We start from the raw sequence: 26,670 nt of genomic DNA, 5'->3' as shown, positions 1-26,670 counted from the left end.
CGATGCTCGACGCCCTCGCCCTCGACCTCACGCCGGTCGTCGCCGAACAGCCCGACCCCGTGCTGTTCGCGACCGTCTCCGGCGCCCATCTGTACGGCTTCCCGTCGCGCGACTCGGACGTCGACCTGCGCGGGGTGCACCTGCTCCCGGCCGCCGACCTCGTCGGGCTGCGGGAGCCGGACGAGACCCGCTCCCGGATGTGGGTGCGCGACGGCGTCGAGATGGACCTGGTCACCCACGACCTGCGCAAGTTCGTACGGCTCATGCTGCGCCGCAACGGCTATGTGCTGGAGCAGCTGCTCTCCCCGCTCGTCGTGCACACCACGGACGCCCACCACGAGCTGGCCGGGCTCGCGCCGGGCGTGCTGACCACCCACCACGCCCACCACTACCGGGGGTTCGCGACCACCCAGTGGCGGCTGTTCGAGCGGACCGGCGAGCTCAAGCCGCTGCTCTACACGTTCCGCGCGCTGCTCACCGGCATCCATCTGATGCGCGGCGGCGGGATCGAGGCGCATCTGCCCACCCTGCTGGAAGCGGTCGACGCACCCGCCTATCTGCCCGAGCTGATCGCGGCGAAGGCCGAGCGGGAGCACGGGGACGCCGGTGTCGAGCACGCGCGCGTGGCCGCCGACGTGGAGCGTCTGCACGCCGTGCTCGACGAGGCGCAGACCGACTCAGCGCTGCCCGACGCCCCGAGCGTCCACGACGCCCTGCACGCCTTTGTCGTCCGCATACGGCTGGAGGGCTGAGGCGCGCCGGACCCGGACCAGGAAGTCCTCCACCCGGCGGCGGTCCGGCTCGGCCGGCAGCGGAGTGCGGTGCAGCGCCTCCTCCGCCTCCGCGGCGAGACGGGTCATCCGGGCCTCCACCTCCGGCCACGGCACCTCGCCGTGCTTGACCTCCAGCAGGGACGCGCGCGCGTCGCCCACGTCGAGCGTCATCCGGCCGGTGCGCAGCAGGTCGCGGGCGCTTCCCAGGAGGCGCAGCAGATGCATGGCGTGCTTCCAGCGCGGGGTGCCGTGGGCGCGCAGGCCCGCCTCCAGCTTTCTGCGCTGGCCGAGGGCGTACCGCGTGAACGTCTCGTACACCTGCCGGGACAGGAACGCCTCGCGCAGGGCGAGCAGTTCGTGCCCGGTGGCGTCGGCGTACTCGACGAGCGGGGAGTGCAGGCACTCCAGGATGTTCGGGTTGGCGCGCAGGGCCAGCTCGCAGAAGCGTTCCAGCTCCCAGCCGAACTGCTCGGGCAGCGGTCCCTCGACATGCGTCGGGGGCTTCTCGAAGCGCCAGAACAGGGCTGTGGGGGCGAGGAACACGCCCCGCCGGTCGGTGTCGCTGCCGTCCGTCGCCAGACCGAAGGCGCGCGACCCCATGACACAGGCGTAGATCGTGTGGTCGCGGACCAGGGTCTCGGGGCGCATGCCCGGCAGCGTACGGGCCCGGTCACACCAGGCGGATCGAATTTCCCTCCACCACGATGTTCTTCGGCGGCAGCGGCCGGGTGGCCGGCGGGTTCGCCACCGCACCGTCCGTGATCTTGAACTTGCTGCCGTGGCACGGGCAGTTGATCGTGCCGTCCGAGACGGTGGAGACCAGGCACTGCTGATGCGTGCAGATCGCGGAGAACGCCTTGAACCGGCCTTCCTCCGGCTGGGTCACCACCACCTTCTCGTCGGAGAAGATCTTGCCGCCGCCCACCGGGACGTCGTCGGTCGTGGTGAGCTCCTGGCCGGGGGTCTCGCCCGAGCGGCCGGGGGAGACGCTCGTCGACGAGTCGCCGTCGCCGGAGTCGCCGCAGCCGACGGCGAGCGCCGCGGCGCCCGCCGTGCCCGTCGCGATGAGGAGGTCGCGTCGCGTCGGACGGTTGGTCATGTCGTCACTCCGGGGTGTGCGCGAGGGGGAAGAGGCCGTGGGCGACCCGCTCCGGGCGGAGCAGCAGCATCTTCGCACCCGAAGCGCCCAAGGAGTGGTAATTCAGGAACAAGGCGATAAACCGAGCATTCGCCCTGTCCGGGCGGTGTCTCACCGTACGGGCGCGGTACGTGGGCCGCGTACGGCCTGACTAGGCTGGACCGGCACGAGATGATCGGTACGTCGACGAGGAGCAGCGCCGTGGCGGTACGAGCGGTCCGGGGGGCCGTCCAGCTGGAGCGGGACGAGCCCGGCCACATGGACGAGCGGGTCGGAGCCCTGCTCACCGCCATCCTGGAGCGCAACGACCTCACCGCCGACGACCTGATCAGCGTCTGGTTCACGGCCACACCCGATCTGCACAGCGACTTCCCCGCGGCCGCCGCCCGCAAGCTGGGGATCGTGGACGTCCCGCTGATCTGCGCCCAGGAACTCGACATCGAGGGCGCCATGCCCCGGGTCGTCCGGGTCCTCGCGCACATCGAGTCCGACCGGCCCCGCGCCGACATCGCGCACGTCTACCTCGGTGCCGCGGCCGCCCTGCGCAAGGACATCGCCCAGTGAGAACCGCACTCGTCATCGGTACCGGACTCATCGGCACCTCCGCCGCCCTCGCCCTGTCCCAGCGGGGCGTCGCCGTCCACCTCGCCGACCGCGACCCCGAGCAGGCCCGTACGGCCGCCGCGCTCGGCGCCGGCACCGACGAGATTCCCGACGGCCCCGTCGACCTCGCGATCGTCGCGGCGCCGCCCGCCCATGTCGCCGGGGTCCTCGCCGACGCCATGCGCCGGGGCGTGGCCCGCGGCTACGTCGACGTCGCCAGCGTCAAGGGCGGACCCCGCCGCGACCTGGAGGCGCTGGGACTCGACCTGTCCGCCTACATCGGCACCCACCCGATGTCCGGCCGTGAGAAGTCCGGCCCGCTGGCCGCCACCGGCGACCTCTTCGAGGGCCGCCCCTGGGTGCTCACCCCGACCCGTGACACCGACACCGAGGTGCTGAACCTCGCACTCGAACTGGTCTCGCACTGCCGCGCCGTCCCGGTCGTCATGGACGCCGACGCCCACGACCGCGCCGTCGCGCTGGTCTCCCACATGCCGCACCTGATGTCCAGCATGGTCGCCGCCCGCCTGGAGGGCGCCGAGGAGGCGGCCGTACGGCTGTGCGGCCAGGGCGTACGGGACGTCACCAGGATCGCGGCCTCCGACCCCCGGATGTGGATCGACATCCTCTCCGCGAACCCGGGACCGGTCGCCGACCTGCTCACGGACGTCGCCGCCGACCTGGAGGAGACCGTCCGGGCGCTGCGGGCGCTGCAGTCCTCCGACGAGGACAAGCGGCTCCAGGGCGTCTCCGGCATCGAGGACGTGCTGCGCCGCGGGAACGCCGGCCAGGTGCGGGTCCCCGGCAAGCACGGCACCGCCCCGCGGGTCTACGACGTCGTGGCCGTGCTCATCGACGACCAGCCCGGACAGCTCGCGCGGATCTTCGCGGACGCCGACCGGGCCGGCGTCAACATCGAGGACGTCCGCATCGAGCACGCCACCGGGCAGCAGGCCGGTCTGGTCCAGCTCATGGTGGAGCCCAAGGCGGCCCCGGTACTCACGGCGGCCCTGCGGGAGCGGGGCTGGGCGATCCGGCAGTAGCCGGCGTCACCGCCCGAGCCGTCCGCCCGGTCCGGGCGCGGCCGGACGAGTGACGCGCGCCCGGTAACCTTGTGCGGGGCGCCCTCGCGTCCCCACACTCCCGCCCCACAGCACCAGGAAGGTGTCCTCCCGTGGAAAACGGTGCCGCCAAGCCCGTGATTGTTGCCATCGACGGCCCCTCCGGCACGGGCAAGTCGAGCACCTCGAGGGCCGTCGCCGCGCAGCTCGGACTGAGCTACCTGGACACCGGCGCCCAGTACCGGGCGATCACCTGGTGGATGGTGACCAACGGCATCGACATAGAGGACCCGTCCGCGATCGCCGCCGTGGCCGGCAAGCCCGAGATCGTCTCCGGCACCGACCCGTCCGGCCCGACGATCACCGTCGACGGCGTCGACGTGGCCGCCCCGATCCGCACCCAGGAGGTCACCTCCCAGGTCAGCGCGGTCAGCGCGGTCCCCGAGGTGCGCGCCCGGATCACCGAGCTGCAGCGCTCGATCGCGACCTCCGCCGAGCACGGCATCGTCGTCGAGGGCCGTGACATCGGCACCACCGTGCTGCCCGACGCCGACCTCAAGATCTTCCTCACCGCCTCCCCGGAGGCGCGCGCCGCCCGCCGCAGCGGTGAGCTCAAGGGCGCCGACGTGCACTCCACCCGTGAGGCCCTGCTGAAGCGGGACGCGGCCGACTCCAGCCGCAAGACCTCCCCGCTCGCCAAGGCGGACGACGCGGTCGAGGTGGACACCACCGAGCTCACCCTCCAGCAGGTCATCGAGTGCGTCGTCACGCTCGTCGAGGAGAAGCGGGCCGCCCAGTGACAGCAGCATCCGAGCGCGGTGCCGACATCGGGCGGCGGATCGGCGTCGGCCTGATGTACGGGCTGTGGCGGCCGCGCGTCCTGGGCGCCTGGAAGGTGCCCGCCACCGGGCCGCTGATCCTCGCGGTCAACCACAGCCACAACATCGACGGCCCCATGGTGATGGGCGTGGCCCCCCGGCCCGTGCACTTCCTGATCAAGAAGGAAGCCTTCGTGGGCCCGCTCGACCCCTTCCTGACCGGCATCGGCCAGCTGAAGGTGGACCGGCACACCGCCGACCGCACCGCCATCACCCGGGCGCTCGACGTGCTGGGCCAGGGCGGCGTCCTCGGCATATTCCCCGAGGGCACCCGGGGCGAGGGCGACTTCGCGTCGCTGCGCGCCGGACTCGCGTACTTCGCCGTGCGCGGCGGCGCCCCGATCGTCCCGGTCGCGGTGCTGGGAAGTTCTGAGCGGCGCGGACGGTTGATCAAGGCACTGCCCCCGCTGCGGCACCGGGTGGACGTCGTCTTCGGCGACCCGTTCGACGCGGGCGACGGCAGCGGCCGGCGCACCCGTCGCGCGCTCGACGAGGCGACGGAGCGCATCCAGAAGGAGCTCACCGCACACCTGGAAAACGCCAGGCGACTGACCGGTCGCTAGGCGACACTGAGTAGTGGATCAGCGGGTGGACCACCCGCCGCTCCACCGATCACCACGATGAACGAAGGTACGGACTTCATGAACGACCACATCCACTCCGAGGGCTCGGGCGAGGAGCACGACCACGGAGCGCTTGGCGACGCCGAGTACGCGGAGTTCATGGAGCTCGCCGCGGAAGAGGGCTTCGACCTCGAGGACGTCGAGGGGGCGATCGAGGCGGCCGGGCACGGCCCGCTGCCCGTCCTCGCCGTCGTCGGCCGGCCCAATGTCGGCAAGTCGACCCTCGTCAACCGGATCATCGGCCGCCGCGAGGCCGTCGTCGAGGACAAGCCCGGCGTCACCCGCGACCGCGTCACCTACGAGGCCGAGTGGGCGGGCCGCCGCTTCAAGGTCGTCGACACCGGCGGCTGGGAGCAGGACGTCCTCGGCATCGACGCCTCCGTGGCCGCCCAGGCCGAGTACGCGATCGAGGCCGCCGACGCCGTCGTGTTCGTCGTGGACGCCAAGGTCGGCGCCACCGACACCGACGAAGCCGTCGTACGGCTGCTGCGCAAGGCCGGCAAGCCCGTCGTGCTGGCCGCCAACAAGGTGGACGGCCCCAGCGGCGAGGCCGACGCGGCCTACCTGTGGGCCCTCGGGCTCGGCGAGCCGCACCCGGTCTCCGCGCTGCACGGCCGCGGCACCGGCGACATGCTGGACGCCGTCCTGGAAGTGCTGCCCACCGCGCCCGCACAGACCTTCGGCGGTACGTCCGCCGGCGGGCCGCGTCGTATCGCCCTCATCGGGCGTCCCAACGTCGGCAAGTCCTCCCTGCTGAACAAGGTGGCGGGCGAGGAGCGCGTCGTCGTCAACGAACTGGCCGGCACCACCCGCGACCCGGTCGACGAGCTCATCGAACTGGGCGGCGTGACGTGGAAGTTCGTCGACACCGCGGGCATCCGCAAGCGCGTCCATCTGCAGCAGGGCGCCGACTACTACGCCTCGCTGCGCACCGCGGCCGCCGTGGAGAAGGCCGAGGTGGCCGTCATCCTGATCGACGCCTCGGAGTCCATCTCGGTCCAGGACCAGCGCATCGTGACGATGGCCGTCGAGGCCGGCCGCGCCATGGTCATCGCCTACAACAAGTGGGACAACCTCGACGAGGAGCGCCGCTACTACCTGGAGCGGGAGATCGAGACCGAGTTCGGCCAGGTCTCCTGGGCGCCCCGGGTCAATGTGTCGGCCCGCACCGGACGCCACATGGAGAAGCTGGTCCCGGCGATCGAGACGGCGCTCGCCGGCTGGGAGACCCGCGTCCCCACCGGCCGGCTGAACGCCTTCCTCGGCGAGCTGGTCGCCGCCCACCCGCACCCGGTCCGCGGCGGCAAGCAGCCCCGCATCCTCTTCGGCACGCAGGCCGGCACCAAGCCGCCGCGGTTCGTGCTGTTCGCCTCCGGGTTCATCGAGGCGGGCTACCGCCGCTTCATCGAGCGCCGGCTGCGCGAGGAGTTCGGCTTCGAGGGCACGCCGATCCATATCTCCGTGCGCGTGCGCGAGAAGCGCGGCAAGAAGAAGTGACCACATGGCGAAGGGGCGGTCCCGACCCGGGACCGCCCCTTCGCCATGCCGTCAGCCCCGGCGTGCCGGTGGCAGTGCCGCGGGGACGTGGTGCATCCCCCCGGTCTGGGGCCCGATGTGCCCGACGCGCTGCCACTGCGGCTGCGGACCGCCGCCGCCGTGGTGCCGGGCGCTGTGCGCTCCCGCGCTGTAGGCGCTGTACGAGCTGCTGAACGATCCCGGGCGGTGGCCGCCGTAGGTGCCCGTACCGCGCTGGATGTTCCCGAAGGCGACGAACCCCAGATCCTCCTCGCCGCTGCGGTCTCCCGGCAGGGAGCGGAAGGACTTGACGTACTCGGCGTAGAGCGCGTCGTAGATCGGGGTGGGCGAGGAGCCGCCCTGGCGGCGGGGAACGTCGTATGCATGCACGTATGTCCAAACGACCCGGCACCGGAAGGGATGCGGCCGGTGAACGCACCAAAGAGGCGCGCGCCGGCACCGTCCTGAAGCAGCGCGGGCCGCACGGTGACGGGTCCTCGGGACGGGCGCGGTCAGGTACCGGCGAGCGGCAGCGCGGCCGCCACCAGCTGCCCGTTGGCCGCGGCCTTGTCCAGCGCGCCGCGCAGCAGGTCCTCCCGGGGCTGGCGGCCGATGGAGCCCACCGGCGCCGCGAACATCAGCACCTGCTGGTGCTTGTTGGCGGCGGCCCGCCAGCCCTCGGTCACCTGGAGCGGCTGGTGGGCCTGCCACCAGGCCACCGGCTGGCCGCCGTTCGGCCCCGGCTGCAGGACGGCGTGCAGCTGTCCCATGGCCAGCAGCACGGACCAGCCGTGCAGCACCGGCGGGACCTCAGCCAGCTCCGACGCCGGCATGAACCCCTGCTCGATCAGCAGCGGCAGGAAGTCGTCGCCCGAGCCGGTCGCGCCGGGCCGGACGATCGGGCCGGTCGGCTCCACGACCAGGGCGGGGTGCAGCTCCCCGGCGATCAGCACCAGGCCGCTGGTCACGCCCAGCACCGCCTGCTCGGGGGCGACCCGCTCGGGCTCCGGGTCGACACGGTCGCCGGTGATGGACTTCACCGCGCCCCGCAGCTGGTCCTCGGTGACCTGGACGACCTGGGAGGGCAGACAGGTGGCGTGGGCGAAGGCGAGGACGGCGGTCTCCTCACCGATGAACAGGACGGTGCTGGTGCGCTCCTGTCCGGAGTCGCCCGGGGTGCGGCAGGACGTGCAGTCGTAGCTGCCCGGGGCGTTCTCCCCCGCGAGCAGCCGGTCGGCTTCCTCGTCGCCGATCTCGGCACGTACCTCGTCGCTGACGTCGAGCATGCGCGGCACGGATGGCTCCCTGGATGTGGCGTGGCGGGGCCGGGTGGCTCCCGGCCCGTGAACCGGGCGGGTCCCGGGCTCATGAAGAAGACAACGGGCGATCTGTGGCGGGAGTCACGCATCAGGGCGAACGGAATCGAACCATCCGACGCACTCGGTCACCATCGGTCCGGAATCGCCTACTCACCGTCAAGTGGAGGGAAATGTACGCGAGTTGGTTGCGTGGGGTGCGTCACAGGCGGGCGCGGGTGATGGTCGACAAATCCCGAAATCACGGAATGAAGTGGGTGGCCGAAAATCGCCGATACCTGAGGTAACGGCGAACTGGCCTGGCACGACGAGGAGTTGGTTGATGCCGGGCGGCCCGGCTCCTTAGATTCCTCCGCCGTGTGCAACGAGCACCGCCCGGGCAAGTCCGCCGACCGGCCTGCGACATCGGCCGGAACCCAGCACCACCCTCACGGCGGACGGGACGGGCGCCGGCCACGCGTCCCATGGCGCGTACGGCGGCGCACCGCCCGAGGACCCCGGGTCCTCGGAGAGGGAACCATATGTCCGAATGTGCCGATACCACTCACCACGACGTCCGCAAGGCGCCGAAGGCTCCGGGCGGAAACCGGACCCGCGCGAAGGCGGTCCTCGCCGGAGCGGCCCTGCTCGCCCCGCTCGGACTGCTGACCGCCACCGGTGACGCCACGGCGGCGGACAGCGGGGTGTGGGACCGCATCGCCCAGTGCGAGAGCGGCGGAAACTGGCACATCAACACCGGCAACGGCTACTACGGCGGACTCCAGTTCGCCCCCTCGACCTGGCGTGCCTACGGCGGCACCGCGTACGCGCCCACGGCGGACCGCGCCTCCAGGGAACAGCAGATAGCCGTCGCCACCAAGGTCCAGCGGGCTCAGGGCTGGCAGGCCTGGCCCACCTGTTCGGCCCGCGCCGGCGCCAACGGGAGCGCCCCGGCGGCCTCCTCCCCGTCCGCCCAGGCCAAGAAGGCGGCCCCGCCGAAGAAGACGGCGCCGTCGACTCCCGCGCGAACGCCGGACCGTGCGCCCGGGCACACCGCGCGCGACTCCTCGCGCGGCGACTACACCGTCCGCGCGGGCGACACGCTGAGCGGCATCGCCGCCCGGCACGGCACCACCTGGCAGCGGCTGCACGCCGCCAACAAGGCCGTCATCGGCGACGACCCCGATCTGATCGTGCCCGGGCAGCGACTCGAACTCTGATCCGCGCACACCCTCGTACGGGGCCCCGCCCGGTCCGCCGACCGGGTGGGGCCCGGCCGCCCTCGGACGCGCCGCGCCGGGACCGCCGCGATGAGCTGCCTAGCGTGCTCATATGAAGAACGCACCGCTGACCATCGCCCTGGCCGCCGTCCTGCTGACCGCCGTCACCCCGGGGACGTCGCAGGCCACGTACGCCCCCCGGGGGACCTCCGCACCACATATGTCCGGGCCGCCGCCCAAACCGGCGTCCCTGTCCTGTGCCAAGGACCAATGGCCCTGGGGCTGTGTGGCCCAGTGCGAGAGCGGCGGCGACTGGCACATCAACACCGGCAACGGCCACTACGGCGGGCTGCAGTTCTCGCAGTCCACCTGGGAGGCCTTCGGCGGGCTGAAGTTCGCCCCGCGCGCGGATCTCGCCTCCCGCCACGAGCAGATCACCATCGCCGTCAAGGTGGTGGCGGTCCAGGGCTGGGGCGCCTGGCCGCAGTGCTCCCGGCGGTACGGGCTCGCCGGCCGGATGACGCTGGAGAAGCCCGCCGCCAAGAAGCCCGCGAAGCCGGCTCAGACCACCAAGCCGGCGAAGCCCAAGACCGAGAAGCCCGCGACCGAGAAGCCGAAGAACGAGAAGCCGGCCAAGAACGAGAAGCCCGCGAAGGCCGAGAAGCCCGCCAAGGGTGACGCGCCGACAGCGAGCAAGCCGAAGAAGCCGGCCAAGCCCGCCGAGTCCACCACCGGTACCGGGACCGGCAAGTCCCCGAAGACCGAACAGGCGGTCGAGCCCGGGCGGGAGACCGGCGCGCACCAGCCCGCCTACCCCGACCGGAGGCTGGAGGACCTGCTGATCCCGGGCGCGCTGCTGCTCATGCCGAGGGGGTCGACCCTCCTGCCCGTGCCGCAGAACGGCGCCGGTACTCACTGGTCTCACCACTGAACACGACCGTGCCACGGCGCAGTTCGTGCACCACTGCCGCCCGCTCCCGCAGGGCGGGCGGCAGTCGCTGCTCGGCGACGACCACGCACGCGTCAAGGCCGGCCAGCAGTTCGTACGTCCGGGCGGCCACCGCCGGTGACATGCCCTGCGCGGGCTCGTCCACCAGGACCACCCGCGCGCGGGACAGCAACGCGCGCGACAGCGCCAGCATGCGCTGCTCGCCCCCGGAGAGCGTGCCGGCGCGGCGCGCGAGGAGCGGGACGAGCGCGGGATAGGCGTCCAGGGCCGGATCGGGGGAGGGCGAGGCGAGTTCGAGGTTCTCGCGCACGGTGAGCGAGCCGAACACCGCCCGGCGCTCCGGCACCAGGCACATGCCCCGGCGGGCCCGCTCGTACGCGGGCGTCCGGGTCACGTCCACGCCGTCCCACACCACCGTCCCCGCCGCGAGGGGCACGACCCCGGCCAGGGCGCGCAGCACGGTCGTACGGCCGCTGCCGTTGCGGCCGAGCAGCACGGTGACGCCCGGCCCGGCGGCGGCGAGCGTCACGCCGTGCAGGGCCTCGAGCGGGCCGTAGCGCACGCGCGCGTGCCGCAGGGAGACGGTCGTCATGCGGGGGCCTCCAGGGCTTCCGCCGCGTCCAGGACCCGGCCGGGCGGGCCGGAGGCGACGACGCGGCCGGCCGCCATGACGTGCACGGTGTCGGCGAGGTCCGCGACCAGGTCGAGGTCGTGCTCCACGACGAGCAGGGCCGTGCCGTCGGCGGCGAGGGCCCTCAGGATCCGGGCGAGCGCGGCGACCTCCGCCGTGTCGAGTCCGGCGGCGGGCTCGTCGAGCAGGAGGACGCGCGGGCCGCCCGCGAGCGCCCGGGCGAGTTCCACACGCCGGAGCGTGCCCGTGGGCAGACCTGCGGCGGGCAGCGCCCGGACGGGGCCGTCCAGGCCCAGCAGTCGCAGCGCCCGCTCGACGGCCGCCGGGTCCGGCACCCGGCCCTGCTCGGCGCCGACACGGACGTTGTCGGCCACGGTGAGGGACGGGAACACGGCCAGCTGCTGGAAGGTCCGGGCGACCCCGAGCCGGGTCCGGGCGTGCGCGGGCAGCCCGGTGATGTCCCGCTCGCCCAGGAGGACCCGTCCACGAGCGGGGTGATGGGTGCCGGCGAGACAGTGGAACAGGGTGCTCTTTCCAGCGCCGTTGGGCCCGACGACCGCGGTGACGGAGCCTGGCGGCACGGTGAGGCTGACGTCGTCGAGGGCGACGAAGCCGCCGTAGCGGGCGCGGAGGCCGCGGGCTTCCAGTACGGCCGGGGCGGGCGGCGCTACGCGCGCGTGCTCACGCCGTGCGGTCACGGCCGGCTGTGCGTGGACGGCCCGTGAGGGGGTGAGTCCGGCCGGCGGGGGAGCCGTCGCGGGCGCCGGTGCCCGGCGCAGCCGGTCGCGGGTCCGGGTGCCCAGATCCGTCAGCCGGGCCGTCCCGTCCCTCCGTCGTCCCGCCGTGCGCAGCGTCTCGTACAGGCCTCCGTGCAGGCGCCCCACCAGTACCGCCAGTACGCCGATCAGGGCCGCCGCGAGGCCGCCCCGGGTGCCCGCGTCCAGGCCGACCAGGAGGGCCGCGGCACCGAGGGCGCCCAGGGTGCTGTCCGCGCCCAGCACCATCACCGCCGCGAACCACAGCAGGCTGCGCACCGGGTCGTAGGCGCCCGGGTCGAAGGCGCGCAGCCCCATGCCGAGCATGCCGCCGCCCAGGGCCGCCAGGGCCGCGCCCGTGACGAAGGCCAGGAGCTTCAGGGACGGCACCCGCACGCCCGCCGCCGACGCCCCGGACGGATGGTCCCGCATCGCCGCCAGCGCCCGGCCGGTGCGCCCCCGGCGCAGCAGCCAGGCCGCCAGCAGGGCGGCGGTCAGCAGCACCAGTTCGAGGACGTAGTAGGCGCGGTCGTCGTCGAAGCCCGCCGGGCGGCCCAGGGAGAGCCCGGACACGGCGTACGGCTGTGCGAACACGAACCGGCTGACGCCCACGCCCACCGCGAACGTGACCAGCGCCAGCGCCAGCCCCCGGCGGCTGATCGCCGGCCAGCCCGTGAGGAGGCCCAGTGGGGCCACCAGGACCACCGCCACCAGCAGGGCGGCGAGTTCCGGCAGCCGGGGCAGGCCCGGGAAGCGGCCCGCCGCCAGCAGGGCCGTGAAGAGGGCGCCCAATCCCGCGTAGGCGGCCTGCCCGAGCGAGATCTGGCCCCCGCGGCCCGTGACGACGACCAGGGAGAGCAGCACGACCGCCAGGGCCGGCACCTGCACCGACGTGTGCAGGTCGGAACCGGCCAGGCCCAGCGGGAGGAGGAACAGGACGCCCGCCACGATCCAGACGCCCACCGGGACCGGCCGGCGCGCGGCCGCCGGGCGGGGGAGGGCGTCGCGGGTGCCCACCCGGGGCAGCGCCAGGGCCGCGACCAGCAGGGCGACGACGAACAGGTTCGTGGAGACCGCCTGGACGAGCGGCGCGGCCCAGCCCGACGGGTGCAGCCGGGTCAGCTGGCTCTGCGCCACACCGATGAGGAGCGCCACCGCGACCGCCACCGGCAGGCTCCGCATCCGCGCGGCCACCGCGACCGCCACCACCTCCATGACGAGCAGCGGCAGTCCGTACGGGTCGAGGCGCACGGCCGGGGCGAGCAGCACCCCGGTCAGACCGGCCGTGAACGCGCCGAACGCCCAGCCGGCCGCGGCCACCCGGTCCGCGTCGACGCCTGTGAGGACCGCCAGCTCCCGGTCGTCCACGACCGCCCGCAGCTCCCGGCCGAACCGGGTCCACCGGACGACCGCGCCCACGCCCGCCGCGAGCACCAGCGCCGCCCCCAGCTGCCCCCACGGCTCCGCGGGCAGCAGCCGGGGCGCGTCCTCCCGCGCGCCCTGGCCCCACAGCAGTGCCGCCCCGCCGACGAGCAGCACGAACACGCCGATGGACGCGACGAGCGTCCGCGCGGGATCGTTGCCGGCCATCGCCGGGGGCCGGAAGACCAGCCGCTCCAGGACCATGCCGATACCGGGGGCGAGGACCAGGAGCGTGACGGTCGCGCCCGCCCACAGCGGCCAGCCCCACTCCACCACGCACTGCCGCAGCACATAGGCGCACACCATGGCGATCGCGCCGTGCGCGAAGTTCAGCACACCGGTCGCCCGGTAGGTGACGACCAGGCCGATGCCGGTGAGCGCGGCGGCGGCGCCGACGGACAGACCGGCCAGCGTGAGGTCGTAGGTCAGGCCGGACATCAGTCGTCCGCTTCGGCGGGCTCACAGATCGGGCAGGGGCTCAGCTCCCCGCCGCGCACGAGCTTGGCGTCCACCGGCACGGCCTCCGCCTTCCCGGCGACCAGCGGGCAGTCCGCGCGGTGCCACAGGGTGCCGCCGGGCACCATCAGCAGCTCCCCGCTGACCGCGAGCGGCGCCGCCGCCGACGCCGTGCCCGGCTCCGTGCCCTCCGGCTCGGCGGCGACCAGCAGGCCGTACAGCTCCTCCACGCGCGCGGCGGCGAGCGCGCCCCGGCCATGGGTGATCAGCACCGAACCGGCGACGATCAGGGCGGCGCCGGGCACCGTGCAGGAGGCGAGGTACGGCAGCTGCCGCTCGGCGAACCGCTCGCCGGAGACGCCGTACCAGCCGAGGACGCACAGCACCGCGCCCGCGGCGAGCGCGGCCCAGCCGGCCCACAGGACGGGGTGCACGGTCCGCAGTCGCATCGTCCGCATCGCTGGCTCCCACACGTCGCCTCGGTGTGCATGCGCCGGCTCTCCACGCATGTGCCTGTCCATGTCAGCCAATGGCTTGCACTATGCCTCCTGCAAGCCGACCCTGAAAGCACCGGGCGTCCACGGCCCGGATCGACACCCCGGTGGTGAGCCAGATGGTTCTCGGGAGCGACCTCAGGCACAGCGGCACACGCAGGGGACGGGGGACCGCGGCCGCGGCCGCCCTGCTCCTCGTCCTCGGACCGGCCGTCGCGGCGTGCAGCGACGACGACGGCGGAGGCGGCGGCGCGACCCCGCCGTCCCCCACCGCCGAACGCACCGGACGGTCCCCGGCGGCCACGGCACCCGCCGACGCGCAGGCCGCCGTCGCGGAGATCAAGGGCAACTGGCAGAAGTTCTTCGACCCGAAGACGTCCCTGGAGGACAAGCAGGCCGTCCTGGAGAACGGCGACCGGATGGGGCCGGTCCTGCGGGCGTTCAGCGGCGACGAGCGCGGCGGCCAGGTCCAGGCGAAGGTCTCCGAGGTCGAGTTCACCTCGCCGACCGAGGCGAACGTGACGTACGACCTGACCCTGAAGGGCACCACGGCCCTGCCGGACGCCTCCGGGACCGCCGTCGAGCAGGACGGCACCTGGAAGGTGTCCACGAAGACGCTGTGCGCGCTGGTCCAGATGAGCGGCAATGGGTCGCCGATCCCGGGGTGCTGAGGCGGCGGTCGCCGTGATGGTGCTCGCCCTCGGGACCGCCTGCGGCAGCCGGCTGCCGGAGAGCGACTTCGAGCACCGCGACCGGGACGGCCCGTCCCGGCCCGCCGAAAGCACCCCGATCCGCGTCGGGATCATCACCAGCGCCACCAGCCCCGTCGGCGGCAACGCCTTCACCGGCCCGCGCGACGGCGCCCGGGCCTGGTTCGACCGGCTCAACGCACGCGGCGGCATCGACGGCCGCCGCGTCGAGGTCCGGGTGTGCGACGACGGCGGCAGCGGCGTCGGCAACAACGAGTGCGTGCACCGCCTCGTCGACGAGGACGAGATCGTCGCCCTGGTCGCGACCACGGCACTCGACTACGCGGGCGCCCCACGGGTCTCCCGCGCGCGCGTGCCCGACATCGGGGGCCAGCCCATCGGAGCCGCCTACGACACCTACCCGCACCTGTACGGCATCTACGGCAGCCTCGCGCCCCGCGACGGCACCACCGGCTGGGACGGCGTCCAGTACGGCGGCACCGAGGTCTACCGCTACTTCAAGCGCGAGCACGGCGCCCGGACGGCCGCCGTCGTGTCGTACAACCAGCCCGCGTCCGCCGCCTACGCCCGGCTCGTGGAACGCGGTCTGAAGGCCGAGGGCTACAAGGTGGTCACCGAGCAGGTCGACTTCGCGCTGCCCAACTTCCGCGCGGCGGCGGCCGATCTGAAGGAGCAGGGCGCCGACCTCGTGTTCGACGCCATCGACGGGCACGGCAACGCCCGGCTGTGCGAGGCGATGGACGACGTCGGCGCCGACGTCACCGCCAAGGTCACCAACGTGCAGAACTGGACGTCCACCGTCGCCGAGGACTACAAGGACGCCCCGCGCTGCCGCAACGCGCTCTGGGCGACCGGCTCGTCCCGCAACTTCGAGGACTCCGGCCACCCGGCCGTGCGCGAGTTCCGGGACGCGACGAAGAAGCTGCCGGCGCGTTCCCAGTGGCAGCTGGAGGGCTGGGCGGCGGCCCGCTGGTTCACCGACGCGGCGAAGGCGTGCGCGGCGCGGGGCGTCACGCGCGCGTGCGTGGACGACCACATGAACCGCGGTCAGGGGTTCACCGCCGGCGGGCTGTTGCTCCCCGTCATGTTCGAGCGGCTGCCCGAGCCGCCCAAGACCCGCCGCACCTGTCTGTCGGTGGCCCGCTGGGAGGACGGCGAGGGCTGGGTGTCCCAGGGCGACATGAACCGCACGTGCTTCGAGGTGCCGCAGCTGCCGTACCGGCCCTGAGGGGCAACCAAAGGGCGTTGTCGCCGGTCCAACCGACGAGCCCCGACCCGAGGAGGAACCGCAGCGCATGACGACCGTGCCGCAGGCCGCACCACTGCGCGCCGACTGCATCGCCGATTCGGCGGGCGGCCTGACGTTCGACGTCACCGCGCCCCAGGCGAACGACACGGCCCATCTCGTGCTGCGGCACCGCGAGGGGCCGGAGGAGGTCACCCTGCCACTGGCCCCGGCGGCCCGCGGACGGCTGCGCGCGGCCCTGCCCAGCAGCGTCGTCCTGCCGGAGGGCCACTGGGACGCCTACGCCAGCGTCACGGCGGAGGACCCGGACGCCCGGGTGGTGTCGGGCGCCATGGACGTCCACCCGTCGGCCTCCCGTGTGCCGTACGTGACCCGGCAGGGCAATCTCAGTGTGGAGAGCCGGTTAGGGCGTGTTCAGGAGGACGCCGCCTGATGGGACGGCGGTTCGGGCTGCGGCGCCTCCAGTGCGTGCTGCGGATGGTGCAGGTCGAAGGCCGGTGACTCGGAGCGGATCCGCGGCAGGGTGTAGAAGTTGTGCCGGGGCGGCGGGCAGGAGGTCGCCCACTCCAGCGAGCGGCCGTACCCCCAGGGGTCGTCGACTTCGACCTTCTCGCCGTACCGGGCCGTCTTCCAGACGTTGTAGAGGAACGGCAGCGTCGACAGGCCGAGCAGGAACGCGCCGATCGTCGAGACGGTGTTCAGCGCGGTGAAGCCGTCGGCGGCCAGATAGTCGGCGTACCGGCGGGGCATGCCCTCCGCGCCCAGCCAGTGCTGCACCAGGAACGTGGTGTGGAACCCGACGAACAGCGTCCAGAAGTGGATCTTGCCGAGCCGTTCGTCGAGCATCTTCCCGGTGAACTTGGGCCACCAGAAGTGGAACCCGGCGAAGATCGCGAACACCACCGTGCCGAAGACGACGTAGTGGAAGTGGGCGACCACGAAGTAGGTGTCGGACACATGGAAGTCCAGCGGCGGCGACGCCAGGATCACCCCGGTCAGACCGCCGAACAGGAACGTCACCAGGAAGCCCGTCGCCCACAGCATCGGGGTCTCGAAGGACAGCGAGCCCTTGATCATGGTCCCGGTCCAGTTGAAGAACTTCACCCCGGTGGGGACCGCGATCAGGAAGCTCATGAAGGAGAAGAACGGCAGCAGCACCGCCCCCGTGACGAACATGTGGTGCGCCCACACCACGATCGACAGCCCGGTGATCGACATGGTCGCGCCGACCAGCGTCAGATAGCCGAAGATCGGCTTCCGGCTGAAGACCGGGATGATCTCCGTGACGATCCCGAAGAACGGCAGCGCGATGATGTAGACCTCGGGATGCCCGAAGAACCAGAACAGGTGCTGCCACAGCAGCGCCCCGCCGTTGCCCGCCTCGAACACCACCGAGCCGAACCGGCGGTCCGCCTCCAGCACCAGCAGCGCGGCGGCCAGCACCGGGAACGCCATCAGGATCAGGATCGACGTGAACAGCGTGTTCCAGGTGAAGATCGGCATCCGGAACATCGTCATCCCGGGCGCGCGCATGCAGATGATGGTGGTGATGAAGTTGACGGCGCCCAGGATCGTGCCGAAACCGGCCAGTGCCAGGCCCATGATCCACAGGTCGGGGCCGATGCCGGGGGAGCGTTCCAGGCTGTTCAGCGGCGCGTAGGCGAACCAGCCGAACGACGCAGGCCCGTCCGGCACGATCAGCGAGCCCATCACGATCAGCCCGCCGAACAGGAACAGCCAGTACGAGAACATGTTCAGCCGGGGAAAGGCCACGTCCGGCGCGCCGATCTGCAGCGGCATCAGCTCGTTGGCGAACCCCGCGAAGGTCGGCGTCGCGAACAGCAGCAGCATGATCGTGCCGTGCATGGTGAAGAGCTGGTTGAACTGCTCGTTGCTCACGATCTGCGTCCCGGGCCGGGCCAGCTCGGCCCGCATCAGCAGCGCCATGGCACCGCCGGCCAGGAAGAACACGAACGACGTGATCAGGTAGAGATGGCCGATCTTCTTGTGGTCCGTCGTGGTCAGCCAGTCGACGACCACCCGGCCGCCGCCGGGCCTCTCGCTCCGCATGGGTCGTGCCGTCGCCGGTACGGTCTGCGTCCCCATCGCTCGCTCGCCCCTTCGCTCGCCGTGCCCCGGGCCCGCTGAACCCGCGCCGCACGCGCCGACGCGAGCTCACGCCATGATGCTCGCGCCGGCGGTGCCGCGACAGAGGGCGTACGGAGGTTCTGTGGTAGAACCATGTACTTTTCGTGCGGCACCGGCTGCCGGAGCCCACGCGAAATCCCGGGAAAAGGAGTGCCGAGGCAGTTCTGCCGGAACTCTCGCGCCGCACTTCCGGGGCCCTCGCACGACACGCGGGAATTACGTTCGAATGCCCGCGCAGAACCCCGGAAATCCCTCGTTCGTGTGACGGCTCATCGTGTCCGCCACCGCCGTTCCGGTGACCGAAACGCGTGTCGTGATGCTGTGACAAAAGCGTGACCCCGAGGGGACGCGGGCGGGGGACGGGCGTGCCAAGGCGCAGCCGGGCACCCCTGGCCCGATCCCGTGCCGAGGCCCTAGCGTGGGCCGCATGGCACCCATTCCGCATCCCCCCACCGAACCCCAGGACGACCCGGAGACCTACGTCGGACTCGACGCCGGCGAGGCCGAGCGGCGCGCCCAGACCCGTGGGTGGTCCACGGTGCGCGCGCTGCCGCCGGGGGCGATCATCACGATGGAGTACCGCGCGGGACGGCTGAACTTCGAGGTGAAGGACGGCCAGGTCGTACGGGCCTGGAAGGGCTGAACACGCCGAAGGCCCCGGTTCCCTTGGAGGGAGCCGGGGCCTTCGTGATGCCGCGGGGCGCTGTGTGTGTACCGAAGCCCCCGCGGCCCGGATGTCAGGCGCCCGTCACGGGGCGGGCCGTCGAGGCGGCGCCGCGCGTGGTGCGCTCCGTGTGCGGCGGCCGGCGGCTCCCGGTCGGCGTCCCCGGGGCGCGCTCGGCGCGGGCGGTGTGCGGGCCGGGCGCCAGATAGACCGGCGCCCGGGGACCACGGGCCGCGAGGCCCGCCTCCCGCGCGGCCGCCGTCTCGTCCTCCGTGACCGGGTGGCGCGAGGTGACCAGCACCGGCGCCTCGACCGGCGTGACCGGCACGGACGCTCCGGCGGCCCGGCGCTCCCGCAGACGGTCGCGCAGGTCGAGCAGCCAGGTCTCGGCGCGGGCGATCAGCGGCTCGAACCACGGCAGGGCGAGCAGGATCAGCAGTCCGGCGGCCCAGCCGAGCAGCACGTCGCTCAGCCAGTGCGTACCGAGGTAGACGGTCGACATGCCGACGCCCAGGGAGGTCACCGCCGACACGGCGGACAGCCAGCGGCGGGCTCTCGGGGTGGAGGCCAGGTAGGCGAGGATGCCCCAGGTGACCACGGCGTTCGCGGTGTGACCGCTCGGAAATATATCGCCGCCGAGCCACATCTCGTTCGAGCCGATCGTGGTCGCGTAGTGCGGTCCGAGGCGGCCCATGCCGAGCTTGGCGGCGCCGACCGTCACGTTGAGCAACAGCAGCGAGACGCCGAGCGCGAGCAGCGGGCGCAGGGTGTGCTGCCGCCAGGAGCGCCAGCCCAGCCACGCGGCGACCATCACGGCGGTGGGGCCGCGCTGGCCCAGCACCACGTAGTAGTCGACGAAGGCGTGGATCTCGGCCCACTGCTGGTACGGCCGGAAGAACATGACCTGCCAGTCCAGCCGGACCAGCCATGAGGTGACGACGACGGCCCACACGATGGCGCCGTAGAAGGCGAGGGTCGCCGCGAACAGCACCACCCGGTGCGGGGTCATCCGCGGCACATCGATGTGGGCCGGGCGTTCGGGCTCCCGGTCCAGCCTGGCGAAGACCCGGTCCAGACGGGTCAGCTTTCGTTCGGTACACACCCAATCGACGTTACAGCGAGTGAGCGCGGTACAACGGCGATTCCGCGGCTTTGTGATGACGATGTGATGTGGCATTCCTCTCAACGCACCCCGCAATTCCTGAGAATCGCTAATCCCGGAGCCCTCGTCCCTTCAATTCCATTGATCGCCGCGGCGCTTTGTTATTCGGGTCTTATGAATTCGTTCATCGGAGCCTCGGGTGACCTTCGTCCGGCGATCACCCTCCGGGGTGGGCCGGACGGGGACCGGTTCGGCCGACCGTGTGGCGTACACCACAGGGATGCGGGCGGAGGTCTGAGAGGTCCGCCACTCGGTGCCCCCGCGGACTCGCGTACTCTGACGAGTCACTCGCCCTTCGTCGCGCGGGCCGGAGACACCGCTCCTCCGGCCGAGTCTCGGGGAGTCCCCACCCCGTGAGCCCGCCGGGGCGAGGGAACATCTGGGAGGTACGTACATGTCCGGGACGACCACGGCCGCCGCTGCGCTGCGCCGTCGGGCGGCCGGGGCCGGTGCCAACCGCTGGGTCGTCCTCGTCGTCCTCTGCGTCAGCCTGCTGCTGGTCGCCGTCGACGCCACCGTCCTGCACGTGGCGGTACCCGCCGTCACCGAGGACCTCAGGCCCGGCGCGATAGAGCTGCTCTGGATCGTCGACATCTACCCGCTCGTCTGCGCCTCGCTGCTGATCCTGTTCGGCACGCTGGGCGACCGCGTGGGCCGCAGACGCGTTCTGCTGCTGGGGTACGGCCTCTTCGGCCTCGCCTCCGGTCTCGCCGCCCTCGCGCACGATCCACAGGTGCTGATCCTGGCCCGCGCGCTGCTCGGCGTCGGCGGCGCCATGATCATGCCCGCCACCCTGTCCATCCTGCGCCAGGTCTTCCCCGACCGGCGCGAGCGTGCCCTGGCCATCGGCATCTGGAGCGCCGTCGCCGCCGTGGGCGCGGCGGTCGGGCCGCTGCTCGGCGGCTTCCTCCTCGAGCACTTCTGGTGGGGCTCGGTCTTCCTCGTCAACATCCCGCTGATGCTGGTCAGCCTGCCGGTGGGACGGCTGCTGCTGCCCGAGTCGAAGGGCGACGGCCGGGGCCCCTGGGACGTGGTCGGCGCGCTGATGGCGGCGGCCGGACTGTTCGGCGTCGTCCTCGGCGTGAAGCGGCTCGGCGGCGGGGAGCCCGTGGTCAGCGCGCTCACCCTGGCGCCGCTCCTGCTCGGCGCGGTCCTGCTCCTCCTCTTCGCGCGCCGGCAGCGGCGGCGGACGTATCCGCTGGTCGACCTCACGATGTTCGCGCGGCCCGCGTTCAGCACCTCCGTCGGGTGCATCGTGCTGGCCATGCTCGCCCTGGTCGGCCTCGAACTGATCGCCGCGCAGTACCTCCAGCTGGTGCTCGGCCTGTCCCCGCTCGAGACCGGGCTGCGGCTGCTGCCGCTGACCTTCGCCGCGATGGCGGCCGGTCTGGCGGGAGCGCGGATGCTGCGCCGGTTCGGGCCGCGGGCGATGGTCTGCTTCGGCTTCTGCCTGACGGCCGCCGCCGTCGTGCTGCTCACCTTCATGGGCCGCACCGACAACTCCGCGCTGATGGTCGCCGGATTCATGCTGCTCGGCTTCGGGCTGGAGACCACGCTCTTCGGGGCGTACGAGTCGATGCTCTCCGAGGCACCGCAGGAGCAGTCCGGAGGCGCGGCCGCCATCGGCGAGACCTCCTACCAGCTGGGCGCCGGCATCGGCATCGCGCTGCTCGGCAGCGTGATGAACGCGGCCTACGCCCCCGGCCTGACCCGCGTCGAGGGCGTCCCGGCCGCGGCCTCCACCTCCGCCTCGCACTCACTGGGCGAGGCCTACGAGGTCGCCGCGCAGCTGGGCGGGCCCACCGGCCTGGCCCTGCGGCACGCGGCCCGCGACTCCTTCGTGCACGGACTGCATGTGACGCTCCTCGTCAGCGCCGGACTGCTGCTCCTCGGAGCCGCGATGGCGCTGAAGCTGCCCCGCGTCATGCAGTGCGAGACCCCGCCCGTGGAGCTGCCCAAGCCGCGCGAGGCCGTCGAGCGCCGCGTCTCCGCCTGACCTCGTCTCCGGGCGCGCCCGGTGCGCACTGGACGTGCGGAACACCACGTCGTAGCGTCGGGGCCAGTCGATGATGATGAGCGGTGCTAGTTTTCGTGCTGCCGGAGGGTGTCCCATGTCCGCGTCCGTGAAGTTGCCCCCGTTCGACCCCGCCGACCCCCTCGGCATCGACGACCTCCTCGACCCCGAGGACCTCGCGGTCCGGGACATCGTGCGGCGCTGGGCGGCGGACCGGGTCCTGCCCCATGTCGCCGAGTGGTACGAGAAGGGCGAGCTGCCCGAGATCCGGGAGCTGGCGCGGGAACTCGGCGGGATCGGCGCCCTCGGGATGTCCCTCACCGGCTACGGCTGCGCCGGCGCCTCCGCCGTGCAGTACGGCCTCGCCTGTCTGGAGCTGGAGGCCGCCGACTCCGGCATCCGCTCCCTGGTCTCCGTGCAGGGCTCGCTCGCCATGTACGCCATCCACCGCTTCGGCAGCGAGGAGCAGAAGCAGACCTGGCTGCCGCGGATGGCGTCCGGCGAGATCATCGGCTGCTTCGGGCTGACCGAGCCCGACCACGGCTCCGACCCCGCTTCCATGCGCACGTACGCCAAGAAGGACGGCTCCGACTGGGTGCTCAGCGGCCGCAAGATGTGGATCACCAACGGCTCCGTCTCCGGGGTGGCCGTCGTGTGGGCGCAGACCGACGAGGGGATCCGCGGCTTCGTGGTGCCGGCGGACAGCGCCGGGTTCTCCGCACCGGAGATCAAGCACAAGCTGTCGCTGCGGGCCTCGGTCACCAGCGAGCTGGTCCTGGACGACGTACGGCTGCCGGCCGACGCGGTGCTTCCGGAGGTCGTCGGGCTGAAGGGCCCGCTCAGCTGTCTCTCGCACGCCCGGTACGGGATCGTGTGGGGGGCCATGGGGGCGGCGCGGTCCTGCTTCGAGGCCGCCGTCGACTACGCGAAGACACGGGAGCAGTTCGGCCGGCCGATCGGGGGCTTCCAGCTCACCCAGGCCAAGCTCGCCGACATGGCGCTCGAACTGCACAAGGGGATTCTGCTCGCCCATCATCTCGGGCGGCGGATGGACGCCGGCCGCCTGCGTCCCGAGCAGGTCAGCTTCGGCAAGCTCAACAACGTCCGTGAGGCCATCGACATCTGCCGTACGTCCCGGACGATCCTCGGTGCCAACGGGATCTCGCTCGAATACCCGATCATGCGGCACGCGACCAACCTCGAGTCGGTGCTCACCTACGAGGGCACCGTCGAGATGCACCAGCTCGTGCTGGGCAAGGCGCTCACCGGGCTGGACGCCTTCCGGTGAACCCCATGAGAGGCAGGGCCGGCGAGCGGCCCTGCCTCAGCTCTGGTTGTAGAAGCCGTCCGCGCGGTGCGCCGCCGGCTCGCCGCTGACGATCTCGGTGTCGGCGGGGGACAGCAGGAACACCCGGTTGGACACGCGGTCGATCGAACCGCGCAGACCGAAGATGAGCCCCGCCGCGAAGTCGACGACACGCTTGGCGTCGGCGGGCTCCATGGCCGTGAGGTTCATGATGACCGGGACGCCTTCCCGGAACAGCTCGCCGATGGCGCGGGCGTCCCGGAAGCTGTCCGGGGTGACCGTGCCGATACGGCGGCCCTTCTCCTCGGCGACGTCCGTGGCCACCTTGACCCGCGGGTCGGTGACCCAGGCATCCCCGGACTCGGTCCCTTCGGAGTAGTCGTCGTCGTAGTAACGCTCGTCATCGTTGTCGTCAACGAGGCCCAGCCAGGCACTCGCCTTGCGCACCGATCCCATGGACGCCTCCTCTCACAGCGGTCTTTCTTTCCATTCCGCATCCCTATGGTCATCCATGATGCGGACGTCGCGCCAAGTGGATAGACGCCGCGCGGGGGGTTTGTGACGGTACTGGTGCACAGCGAATCCGTCGAGAGTCCGTGTCCCCCAAGGGACGTGCCACAAACGGCTGCTGACTGTGAGTGAAATATGATTCTTCACGGCGTCCGGGTGATGAGGGGTGCGTCCGGGTGAACGACGCGCCCGGGGGGAAAGGCACGGCGGCCGGTACGATGCGGCAGCCCGGCACAGTGGAACAACCTCGGGGGAGCGTCATGTTCGGAATGGTCAGGCCCTGCCGGCACCGGCTCGGAGAGCGGTTCACCACGGAATGGATGGCGCATTTGTGCGGGCTGTGTCTCGCCCTGCGCGGGGACCACGGACAGCTCGCCAGGGTGGTCACCAATTACGACGGGCTGCTGATATCCGTCCTGACGGAGGCTCAGTCCGACCGGTCGGGGGCGCTGCGGCGTACGGCGGGACCGTGCCCGTTGCGCGGAATGCGCACCGCGTCCGTCGCTCAGGGTGAGGGCGCCCGGCTCGCCGCCGCCGTCTCGCTGGTGCTCGCCTCCGCGAAGGTACGGGACCACGTGGCCGACGGGGACGGGCTGCTGGCCCGCCGGCCGGTGGCGCTCGCCGCCCGGCGGGTGGCCGCGGGCTGGGGTGCGGCGGGGCTGCGCTCCGGCTCGGCCGTCGGCTTCGACACGGCCGTCCTCGTCGACGCCGTCGACCGGCAGCTCGGCATCGAGACCCTCGCCGGGCCCGGCACACCGATCCTCACCGTGACCGAGCCGACGGAGACCGCGACGGCCGCCGCCTTCGCGCACACCGCCGTCCTCGCCGGACGGCCGGGCAACGCCGGGCCGCTGGCCGAGGCCGGCCGGCTCTTCGGACGGCTGGCGCACCTCCTGGACGCCGTGGAGGACCTGGCCGCCGACGCCGAGGCCGGTGCGTGGAACCCGCTGACCGCCACCGGGACCTCCCTCGCGGAGGCGCGGCGGCTCGCCGACGACGCCGTGCACGGCGTGCGGCTCGCGCTGCGCGAGGTGGAGTTCACCGAGCCCGGGCTCGCGCACCTGCTGCTCGTGCACGAACTGCGGCGCTCCGTGGACCGCGCCTTCGGCACGACGCCGGTCTGCGCGTCCCATCAGCCCGGCCCTTACGGGCAGCCGCCGCAGCAGGGGCCGTACGGGGGCGTGCCGCAGAACCCGTACGCCGGGGGCGGGAATCCGTACGCCGGGGGCGGGGGCGCGGCGGGCGGGAGCGGGAGCGGGGGTGGCTTCGGCGGGTTCGGCGGGTTCGGGGAGGGGCCGGCGCCGCAGCCGCCGAAGGGGCGGCGTGGATTCTGGGCCGGCTGCGGGATGTTCTGGCTGCTGTGCTGCACCTGCAAGCTGTGCTGCGCCAAGGAGTACGAGGGCCCGTGGTCCCGTAAGAAGCGCGAGGGCTGCTGCCGCGACTGCGACTGCGACGGGTGCGACTGCTGCTGCCCGTGCGACGGCTGCTAGGCGCGAACCGGGACCCGGGACCCGTGAACCGCGAACCGTGAACCGCGAACCGCGAGCCGGGACCCGCGAACCGTGAACCGGGACCCACGAACCGCGAGCCGGGGAGCCGGGGAGCCGGGGAGCCGGGAACCGGGAACCGGATATCGGGAACCGGAAGCCGGCTATCCGGAGGGGCTACTTCCGGCCATGCGGCGAGGAGTGGGCGGCGTGCGCGGGGGCGGGCGTCAGATGTGTCGAGGCGTTCCGGGGCGCGGAGCGCGCGGGCCCGGGTGAGGGGACGCCGTGCGCCCCGGTGCGGTACCGGCCGCCGGTCCGTCCCCCGGTCCGACCGTGGCTCGCGCCCCTCTTGCGGGGGCGCCGCATGCCCGGCCGGCCCCTTCGACGGCGTCGGGGGCGCGTCGGGCGAGGGGGCGCGCAACCGGCTCTGACCGGCGCCGATGCGGACAGCCTCGGCCAACGTGCACACATGGTTCAAATGTTGACGGCCGAAAGGCACCCTTGTGCCGACCGGTCGTTCGGCCGAATACTCCCCTCAGCGCTTGTCAGGAGCACGGCATGTTCGGAATCCGGACGATGACCCCTCCTGCCTGCGCCTCACGGGCCCCGACCCCACGCGGGCCCCCGACTTCCCTTGGAGGGAACGAAACGTGAGGATCAAGCGCACCACTCCTCGCAGCGGCATCACGAGACGGACCCGGCTGATCGCCGTGTCCTCCGGCCTCGTCGCCGCGGCGGCCTTCGCGATCCCCAACGCGACCGCCGCAGAGACCCCCACCACCTTCAGCGCCGCCCAGCTCAAGAGCGTCAGCGGCTCCGTGCTGAAGGCCGACGTCCCCGGCACCGCCTGGGCCGTCGACAGCAAGACCAACCGCGTCACGGTGACCGTCGACAGCACGGTCTCCCAGGCGGAGATAGCGAAGATCAAGGAGCAGGCCGGCTCCGGCGCCGACGCGCTCACGATCAAGCGCACCCCCGGCAAGTTCCAGAAGTTCATCCAGGGCGGTGACGCCATCTACGCGAGCAGCTGGCGCTGCTCCCTCGGCTTCAACGTCCAGGACAGCAGCGGGAACCAGTACTTCCTGACGGCCGGCCACTGCACCGACGGCGCGGGGACCTGGTACTCCAACTCCGGGCGCACTACGGTGATCGGCTCGACCGCCGGCTCCAGCTTCCCGGGCAACGACTACGGCATCGTGCGCTACACCGGCTCCGTCAGCCGGCCCGGCACCGCCAACGGCGTGGACATCACCCGCGCCGCCACGCCGAGCGTGGGCACGACCGTCATCCGGGACGGCTCGACCACCGGTACGCACAGCGGCCGGGTCACCGCCCTCAACGCGACCGTCAACTACGGAGGCGGCGACATCGTCTCCGGTCTGATCCAGACCACGGTCTGCGCCGAGCCCGGCGACTCCGGCGGTTCGCTCTACGGCAGCAACGGCACGGCGTACGGTCTGACCTCCGGCGGCAGCGGCAACTGCTCCTCCGGCGGCACGACCTTCTTCCAGCCGGTCACCGAGGCCCTGTCCGCCTACGGCGTCAGCGTCTACTGACCGGCTGTGCCGCCCCGGCACATGTGAGGTCCGCACGGCATCGGGAAGAGCCCC

General features: G+C 72.6%; 26 protein-coding genes. 16 read left to right on the top strand and 10 right to left on the bottom strand.

The genetic code is table 11. From position 1 onward, the window contains the following. Positions 1-2 precede the first annotated feature (2 nt). Positions 3-752, top strand: a complete 750-nt coding sequence (locus tag KBY32_RS29815; protein WP_210982287.1) for a DNA polymerase beta superfamily protein — start codon at positions 3-5, stop codon at positions 750-752. Here KBY32_RS29815 and KBY32_RS29810 read toward each other — a convergent pair. After that, positions 678-1,421, bottom strand: a complete 744-nt coding sequence (locus KBY32_RS29810; protein WP_210982286.1) for a DNA polymerase beta superfamily protein — start codon at positions 1,419-1,421, stop codon at positions 678-680. The two genes, KBY32_RS29815 and KBY32_RS29810, sit on opposite strands and share 75 nt — an antisense overlap. A gap of 22 nt (positions 1,422-1,443) precedes the next feature. Continuing rightward, the gene (locus KBY32_RS29805) at positions 1,444-1,872 is read right to left on the bottom strand and encodes a Rieske (2Fe-2S) protein (protein WP_055622754.1); all 429 of its coding nucleotides are present in this window, start codon (positions 1,870-1,872) and stop codon (positions 1,444-1,446) included. 240 nt (positions 1,873-2,112) lie between these two features. Here KBY32_RS29805 and aroH point away from each other — a divergent pair, with 240 nt between their 5' ends. From aroH to der, 5 genes are all read left to right on the top strand, one after another. Further along, complete coding sequence (gene aroH / locus KBY32_RS29800; protein ID WP_055622755.1) at positions 2,113-2,475, top strand: chorismate mutase; 363 nt, start codon at positions 2,113-2,115, stop codon at positions 2,473-2,475. Further along, positions 2,472-3,557 (top strand): prephenate dehydrogenase, encoded by a 1,086-nt coding sequence (locus KBY32_RS29795; protein WP_210982285.1) that lies wholly within the window; start codon positions 2,472-2,474, stop codon positions 3,555-3,557. The genes aroH and KBY32_RS29795 overlap by 4 nt, the downstream gene beginning before the upstream one ends. Positions 3,558-3,688: 131 nt before the next feature. Beyond that, positions 3,689-4,375, top strand: coding sequence for a (d)CMP kinase (gene cmk, locus KBY32_RS29790; protein WP_210982284.1), 687 nt, complete (start codon positions 3,689-3,691; stop codon positions 4,373-4,375). A gap of 53 nt (positions 4,376-4,428) precedes the next feature. Continuing rightward, positions 4,429-5,016 carry a 1-acyl-sn-glycerol-3-phosphate acyltransferase gene (locus tag KBY32_RS29785; protein ID WP_055622948.1) on the top strand — a complete coding sequence of 196 codons (588 nt, stop codon included), beginning with the start codon at positions 4,429-4,431 and terminating at the stop codon, positions 5,014-5,016. A gap of 78 nt (positions 5,017-5,094) precedes the next feature. Continuing rightward, positions 5,095-6,573, top strand: coding sequence for a ribosome biogenesis GTPase Der (gene der / locus KBY32_RS29780; RefSeq protein ID WP_055622949.1), 1,479 nt, complete (start codon positions 5,095-5,097; stop codon positions 6,571-6,573). Positions 6,574-6,624: 51 nt separating this feature from the next. Here the strand turns inward: der and KBY32_RS29775 are convergent, their stop codons facing one another. After that, complete coding sequence (locus KBY32_RS29775) at positions 6,625-6,981, bottom strand: hypothetical protein (RefSeq protein ID WP_055622758.1); 357 nt, start codon at positions 6,979-6,981, stop codon at positions 6,625-6,627. A 122-nt stretch (positions 6,982-7,103) separates the two neighbouring features. After that, positions 7,104-7,886, bottom strand: coding sequence for a hypothetical protein (locus KBY32_RS29770; protein WP_055622759.1), 783 nt, complete (start codon positions 7,884-7,886; stop codon positions 7,104-7,106). Between the two features lie 542 nt (positions 7,887-8,428). Between KBY32_RS29770 and KBY32_RS29765 the strand changes: the two genes are divergently transcribed. Next, complete coding sequence (locus KBY32_RS29765) at positions 8,429-9,106, top strand: transglycosylase family protein (RefSeq protein ID WP_210982283.1); 678 nt, start codon at positions 8,429-8,431, stop codon at positions 9,104-9,106. Between the two features lie 112 nt (positions 9,107-9,218). Next, a complete protein-coding gene (locus KBY32_RS36025; protein WP_210982282.1) occupies positions 9,219-10,037 on the top strand; it encodes a transglycosylase family protein in 819 nt (272 codons plus the stop codon). Here KBY32_RS36025 and KBY32_RS29755 read toward each other — a convergent pair. The 3 genes from KBY32_RS29755 to KBY32_RS29745 are packed head-to-tail and all read right to left on the bottom strand — an operon-like array spanning position 9,967 to position 13,777. Next, complete coding sequence (locus KBY32_RS29755) at positions 9,967-10,647, bottom strand: ATP-binding cassette domain-containing protein (protein ID WP_210982281.1); 681 nt, start codon at positions 10,645-10,647, stop codon at positions 9,967-9,969. The two genes, KBY32_RS36025 and KBY32_RS29755, sit on opposite strands and share 71 nt — an antisense overlap. Beyond that, a complete protein-coding gene (locus tag KBY32_RS29750) occupies positions 10,644-13,301 on the bottom strand; it encodes an ATP-binding cassette domain-containing protein (RefSeq protein ID WP_210982280.1) in 2,658 nt (885 codons plus the stop codon). Before KBY32_RS29750 ends, KBY32_RS29755 begins: the two co-directional genes overlap by 4 nt. Continuing rightward, positions 13,301-13,777, bottom strand: a complete 477-nt coding sequence (locus tag KBY32_RS29745; protein WP_115506249.1) for a hypothetical protein — start codon at positions 13,775-13,777, stop codon at positions 13,301-13,303. Before KBY32_RS29745 ends, KBY32_RS29750 begins: the two co-directional genes overlap by 1 nt. A gap of 155 nt (positions 13,778-13,932) precedes the next feature. On the opposite strand from KBY32_RS29745, the gene KBY32_RS29740 reads away from it, so the two are divergent. The 3 genes from KBY32_RS29740 to KBY32_RS29730 all read left to right on the top strand — a co-directional run bounded on the left by KBY32_RS29740 (position 13,933) and on the right by KBY32_RS29730 (position 16,202). Continuing rightward, on the top strand, positions 13,933-14,484 hold the full coding sequence (locus tag KBY32_RS29740; protein ID WP_210982279.1) for a hypothetical protein: 552 nt from the start codon (positions 13,933-13,935) through the stop codon (positions 14,482-14,484). Further along, entirely contained in the window at positions 14,459-15,751 is a 1,293-nt protein-coding gene (locus tag KBY32_RS29735) for an ABC transporter substrate-binding protein (RefSeq protein ID WP_210982278.1), read from the top strand. The genes KBY32_RS29740 and KBY32_RS29735 overlap by 26 nt, the downstream gene beginning before the upstream one ends. Before the next feature lie 67 nt (positions 15,752-15,818). Beyond that, on the top strand, positions 15,819-16,202 hold the full coding sequence (locus KBY32_RS29730; RefSeq protein ID WP_055622766.1) for a hypothetical protein: 384 nt from the start codon (positions 15,819-15,821) through the stop codon (positions 16,200-16,202). Here the strand turns inward: KBY32_RS29730 and ctaD are convergent. Then, entirely contained in the window at positions 16,184-17,875 is a 1,692-nt protein-coding gene (gene ctaD / locus KBY32_RS29725; RefSeq protein ID WP_210982277.1) for a cytochrome c oxidase subunit I, read from the bottom strand. The two genes, KBY32_RS29730 and ctaD, sit on opposite strands and share 19 nt — an antisense overlap. 469 nt (positions 17,876-18,344) lie before the next feature. Between ctaD and KBY32_RS29720 the strand changes: the two genes are divergently transcribed. Continuing rightward, positions 18,345-18,560, top strand: coding sequence for an I78 family peptidase inhibitor (locus KBY32_RS29720; RefSeq protein ID WP_210982276.1), 216 nt, complete (start codon positions 18,345-18,347; stop codon positions 18,558-18,560). Positions 18,561-18,654: 94 nt separating this feature from the next. On the opposite strand, the gene KBY32_RS29715 is transcribed toward KBY32_RS29720, so the two are convergent. Beyond that, positions 18,655-19,683, bottom strand: a complete 1,029-nt coding sequence (locus KBY32_RS29715; RefSeq protein WP_115506254.1) for a phosphatase PAP2 family protein — start codon at positions 19,681-19,683, stop codon at positions 18,655-18,657. Positions 19,684-20,137: 454 nt separating this feature from the next. On the opposite strand from KBY32_RS29715, the gene KBY32_RS29710 reads away from it, so the two are divergent. After that, entirely contained in the window at positions 20,138-21,739 is a 1,602-nt protein-coding gene (locus KBY32_RS29710; RefSeq protein ID WP_210982275.1) for an MFS transporter, read from the top strand. Between the two features lie 115 nt (positions 21,740-21,854). Next, on the top strand, positions 21,855-23,045 hold the full coding sequence (locus KBY32_RS29705; protein WP_210982274.1) for an acyl-CoA dehydrogenase family protein: 1,191 nt from the start codon (positions 21,855-21,857) through the stop codon (positions 23,043-23,045). A 36-nt stretch (positions 23,046-23,081) separates the two neighbouring features. On the opposite strand, the gene KBY32_RS29700 is transcribed toward KBY32_RS29705, so the two are convergent. After that, on the bottom strand, positions 23,082-23,519 hold the full coding sequence (locus KBY32_RS29700; RefSeq protein WP_115506258.1) for a cell division protein SepF: 438 nt from the start codon (positions 23,517-23,519) through the stop codon (positions 23,082-23,084). 314 nt (positions 23,520-23,833) lie between these two features. Between KBY32_RS29700 and KBY32_RS29695 the strand changes: the two genes are divergently transcribed. Further along, entirely contained in the window at positions 23,834-25,063 is a 1,230-nt protein-coding gene (locus KBY32_RS29695) for a DUF5685 family protein (RefSeq protein WP_210982273.1), read from the top strand. A gap of 647 nt (positions 25,064-25,710) precedes the next feature. Next, positions 25,711-26,616, top strand: coding sequence for a S1 family peptidase (locus tag KBY32_RS29690; protein ID WP_108706174.1), 906 nt, complete (start codon positions 25,711-25,713; stop codon positions 26,614-26,616). Positions 26,617-26,670 lie beyond the last annotated feature (54 nt).

The sequence above is a fragment of the Streptomyces sp. RK62 genome, assembly GCF_018070255.1.
GTDB classification, from domain to species: domain Bacteria; phylum Actinomycetota; class Actinomycetes; order Streptomycetales; family Streptomycetaceae; genus Streptomyces; species Streptomyces nigra.
This window is presented reverse-complemented; position numbering and strand designations above follow the sequence as displayed.

Excerpts from the sequence above, each read along its gene's own strand:
- KBY32_RS29815 (WP_210982287.1), top strand. The coding sequence starts at position 3 with ATGCTCGACGCCCTCGCCCTCGACCTCACGCCGGTCGTCGCCGAACAG.
- KBY32_RS29810 (WP_210982286.1), bottom strand. The coding sequence starts at position 1,421 with ATGCGCCCCGAGACCCTGGTCCGCGACCACACGATCTACGCCTGTGTC.
- KBY32_RS29805 (WP_055622754.1), bottom strand. The coding sequence starts at position 1,872 with ATGACCAACCGTCCGACGCGACGCGACCTCCTCATCGCGACGGGCACG.
- KBY32_RS29785 (WP_055622948.1), top strand. The coding sequence starts at position 4,429 with ATGTACGGGCTGTGGCGGCCGCGCGTCCTGGGCGCCTGGAAGGTGCCC.
- der (WP_055622949.1), top strand. The coding sequence starts at position 5,095 with ATGAACGACCACATCCACTCCGAGGGCTCGGGCGAGGAGCACGACCAC.
- KBY32_RS29765 (WP_210982283.1), top strand. The coding sequence starts at position 8,429 with ATGTCCGAATGTGCCGATACCACTCACCACGACGTCCGCAAGGCGCCG.
- KBY32_RS36025 (WP_210982282.1), top strand. The coding sequence starts at position 9,219 with ATGAAGAACGCACCGCTGACCATCGCCCTGGCCGCCGTCCTGCTGACC.
- KBY32_RS29755 (WP_210982281.1), bottom strand. The coding sequence starts at position 10,647 with ATGACGACCGTCTCCCTGCGGCACGCGCGCGTGCGCTACGGCCCGCTC.
- KBY32_RS29750 (WP_210982280.1), bottom strand. The coding sequence starts at position 13,301 with ATGTCCGGCCTGACCTACGACCTCACGCTGGCCGGTCTGTCCGTCGGC.
- KBY32_RS29745 (WP_115506249.1), bottom strand. The coding sequence starts at position 13,777 with ATGCGGACGATGCGACTGCGGACCGTGCACCCCGTCCTGTGGGCCGGC.
- KBY32_RS29740 (WP_210982279.1), top strand. The coding sequence starts at position 13,933 with ATGGTTCTCGGGAGCGACCTCAGGCACAGCGGCACACGCAGGGGACGG.
- KBY32_RS29735 (WP_210982278.1), top strand. The coding sequence starts at position 14,459 with ATGGGTCGCCGATCCCGGGGTGCTGAGGCGGCGGTCGCCGTGATGGTG.
- KBY32_RS29730 (WP_055622766.1), top strand. The coding sequence starts at position 15,819 with ATGACGACCGTGCCGCAGGCCGCACCACTGCGCGCCGACTGCATCGCC.
- ctaD (WP_210982277.1), bottom strand. The coding sequence starts at position 17,875 with ATGGGGACGCAGACCGTACCGGCGACGGCACGACCCATGCGGAGCGAG.
- KBY32_RS29720 (WP_210982276.1), top strand. The coding sequence starts at position 18,345 with ATGGCACCCATTCCGCATCCCCCCACCGAACCCCAGGACGACCCGGAG.
- KBY32_RS29710 (WP_210982275.1), top strand. The coding sequence starts at position 20,138 with ATGTCCGGGACGACCACGGCCGCCGCTGCGCTGCGCCGTCGGGCGGCC.
- KBY32_RS29705 (WP_210982274.1), top strand. The coding sequence starts at position 21,855 with ATGTCCGCGTCCGTGAAGTTGCCCCCGTTCGACCCCGCCGACCCCCTC.
- KBY32_RS29700 (WP_115506258.1), bottom strand. The coding sequence starts at position 23,519 with ATGGGATCGGTGCGCAAGGCGAGTGCCTGGCTGGGCCTCGTTGACGAC.
- KBY32_RS29695 (WP_210982273.1), top strand. The coding sequence starts at position 23,834 with ATGTTCGGAATGGTCAGGCCCTGCCGGCACCGGCTCGGAGAGCGGTTC.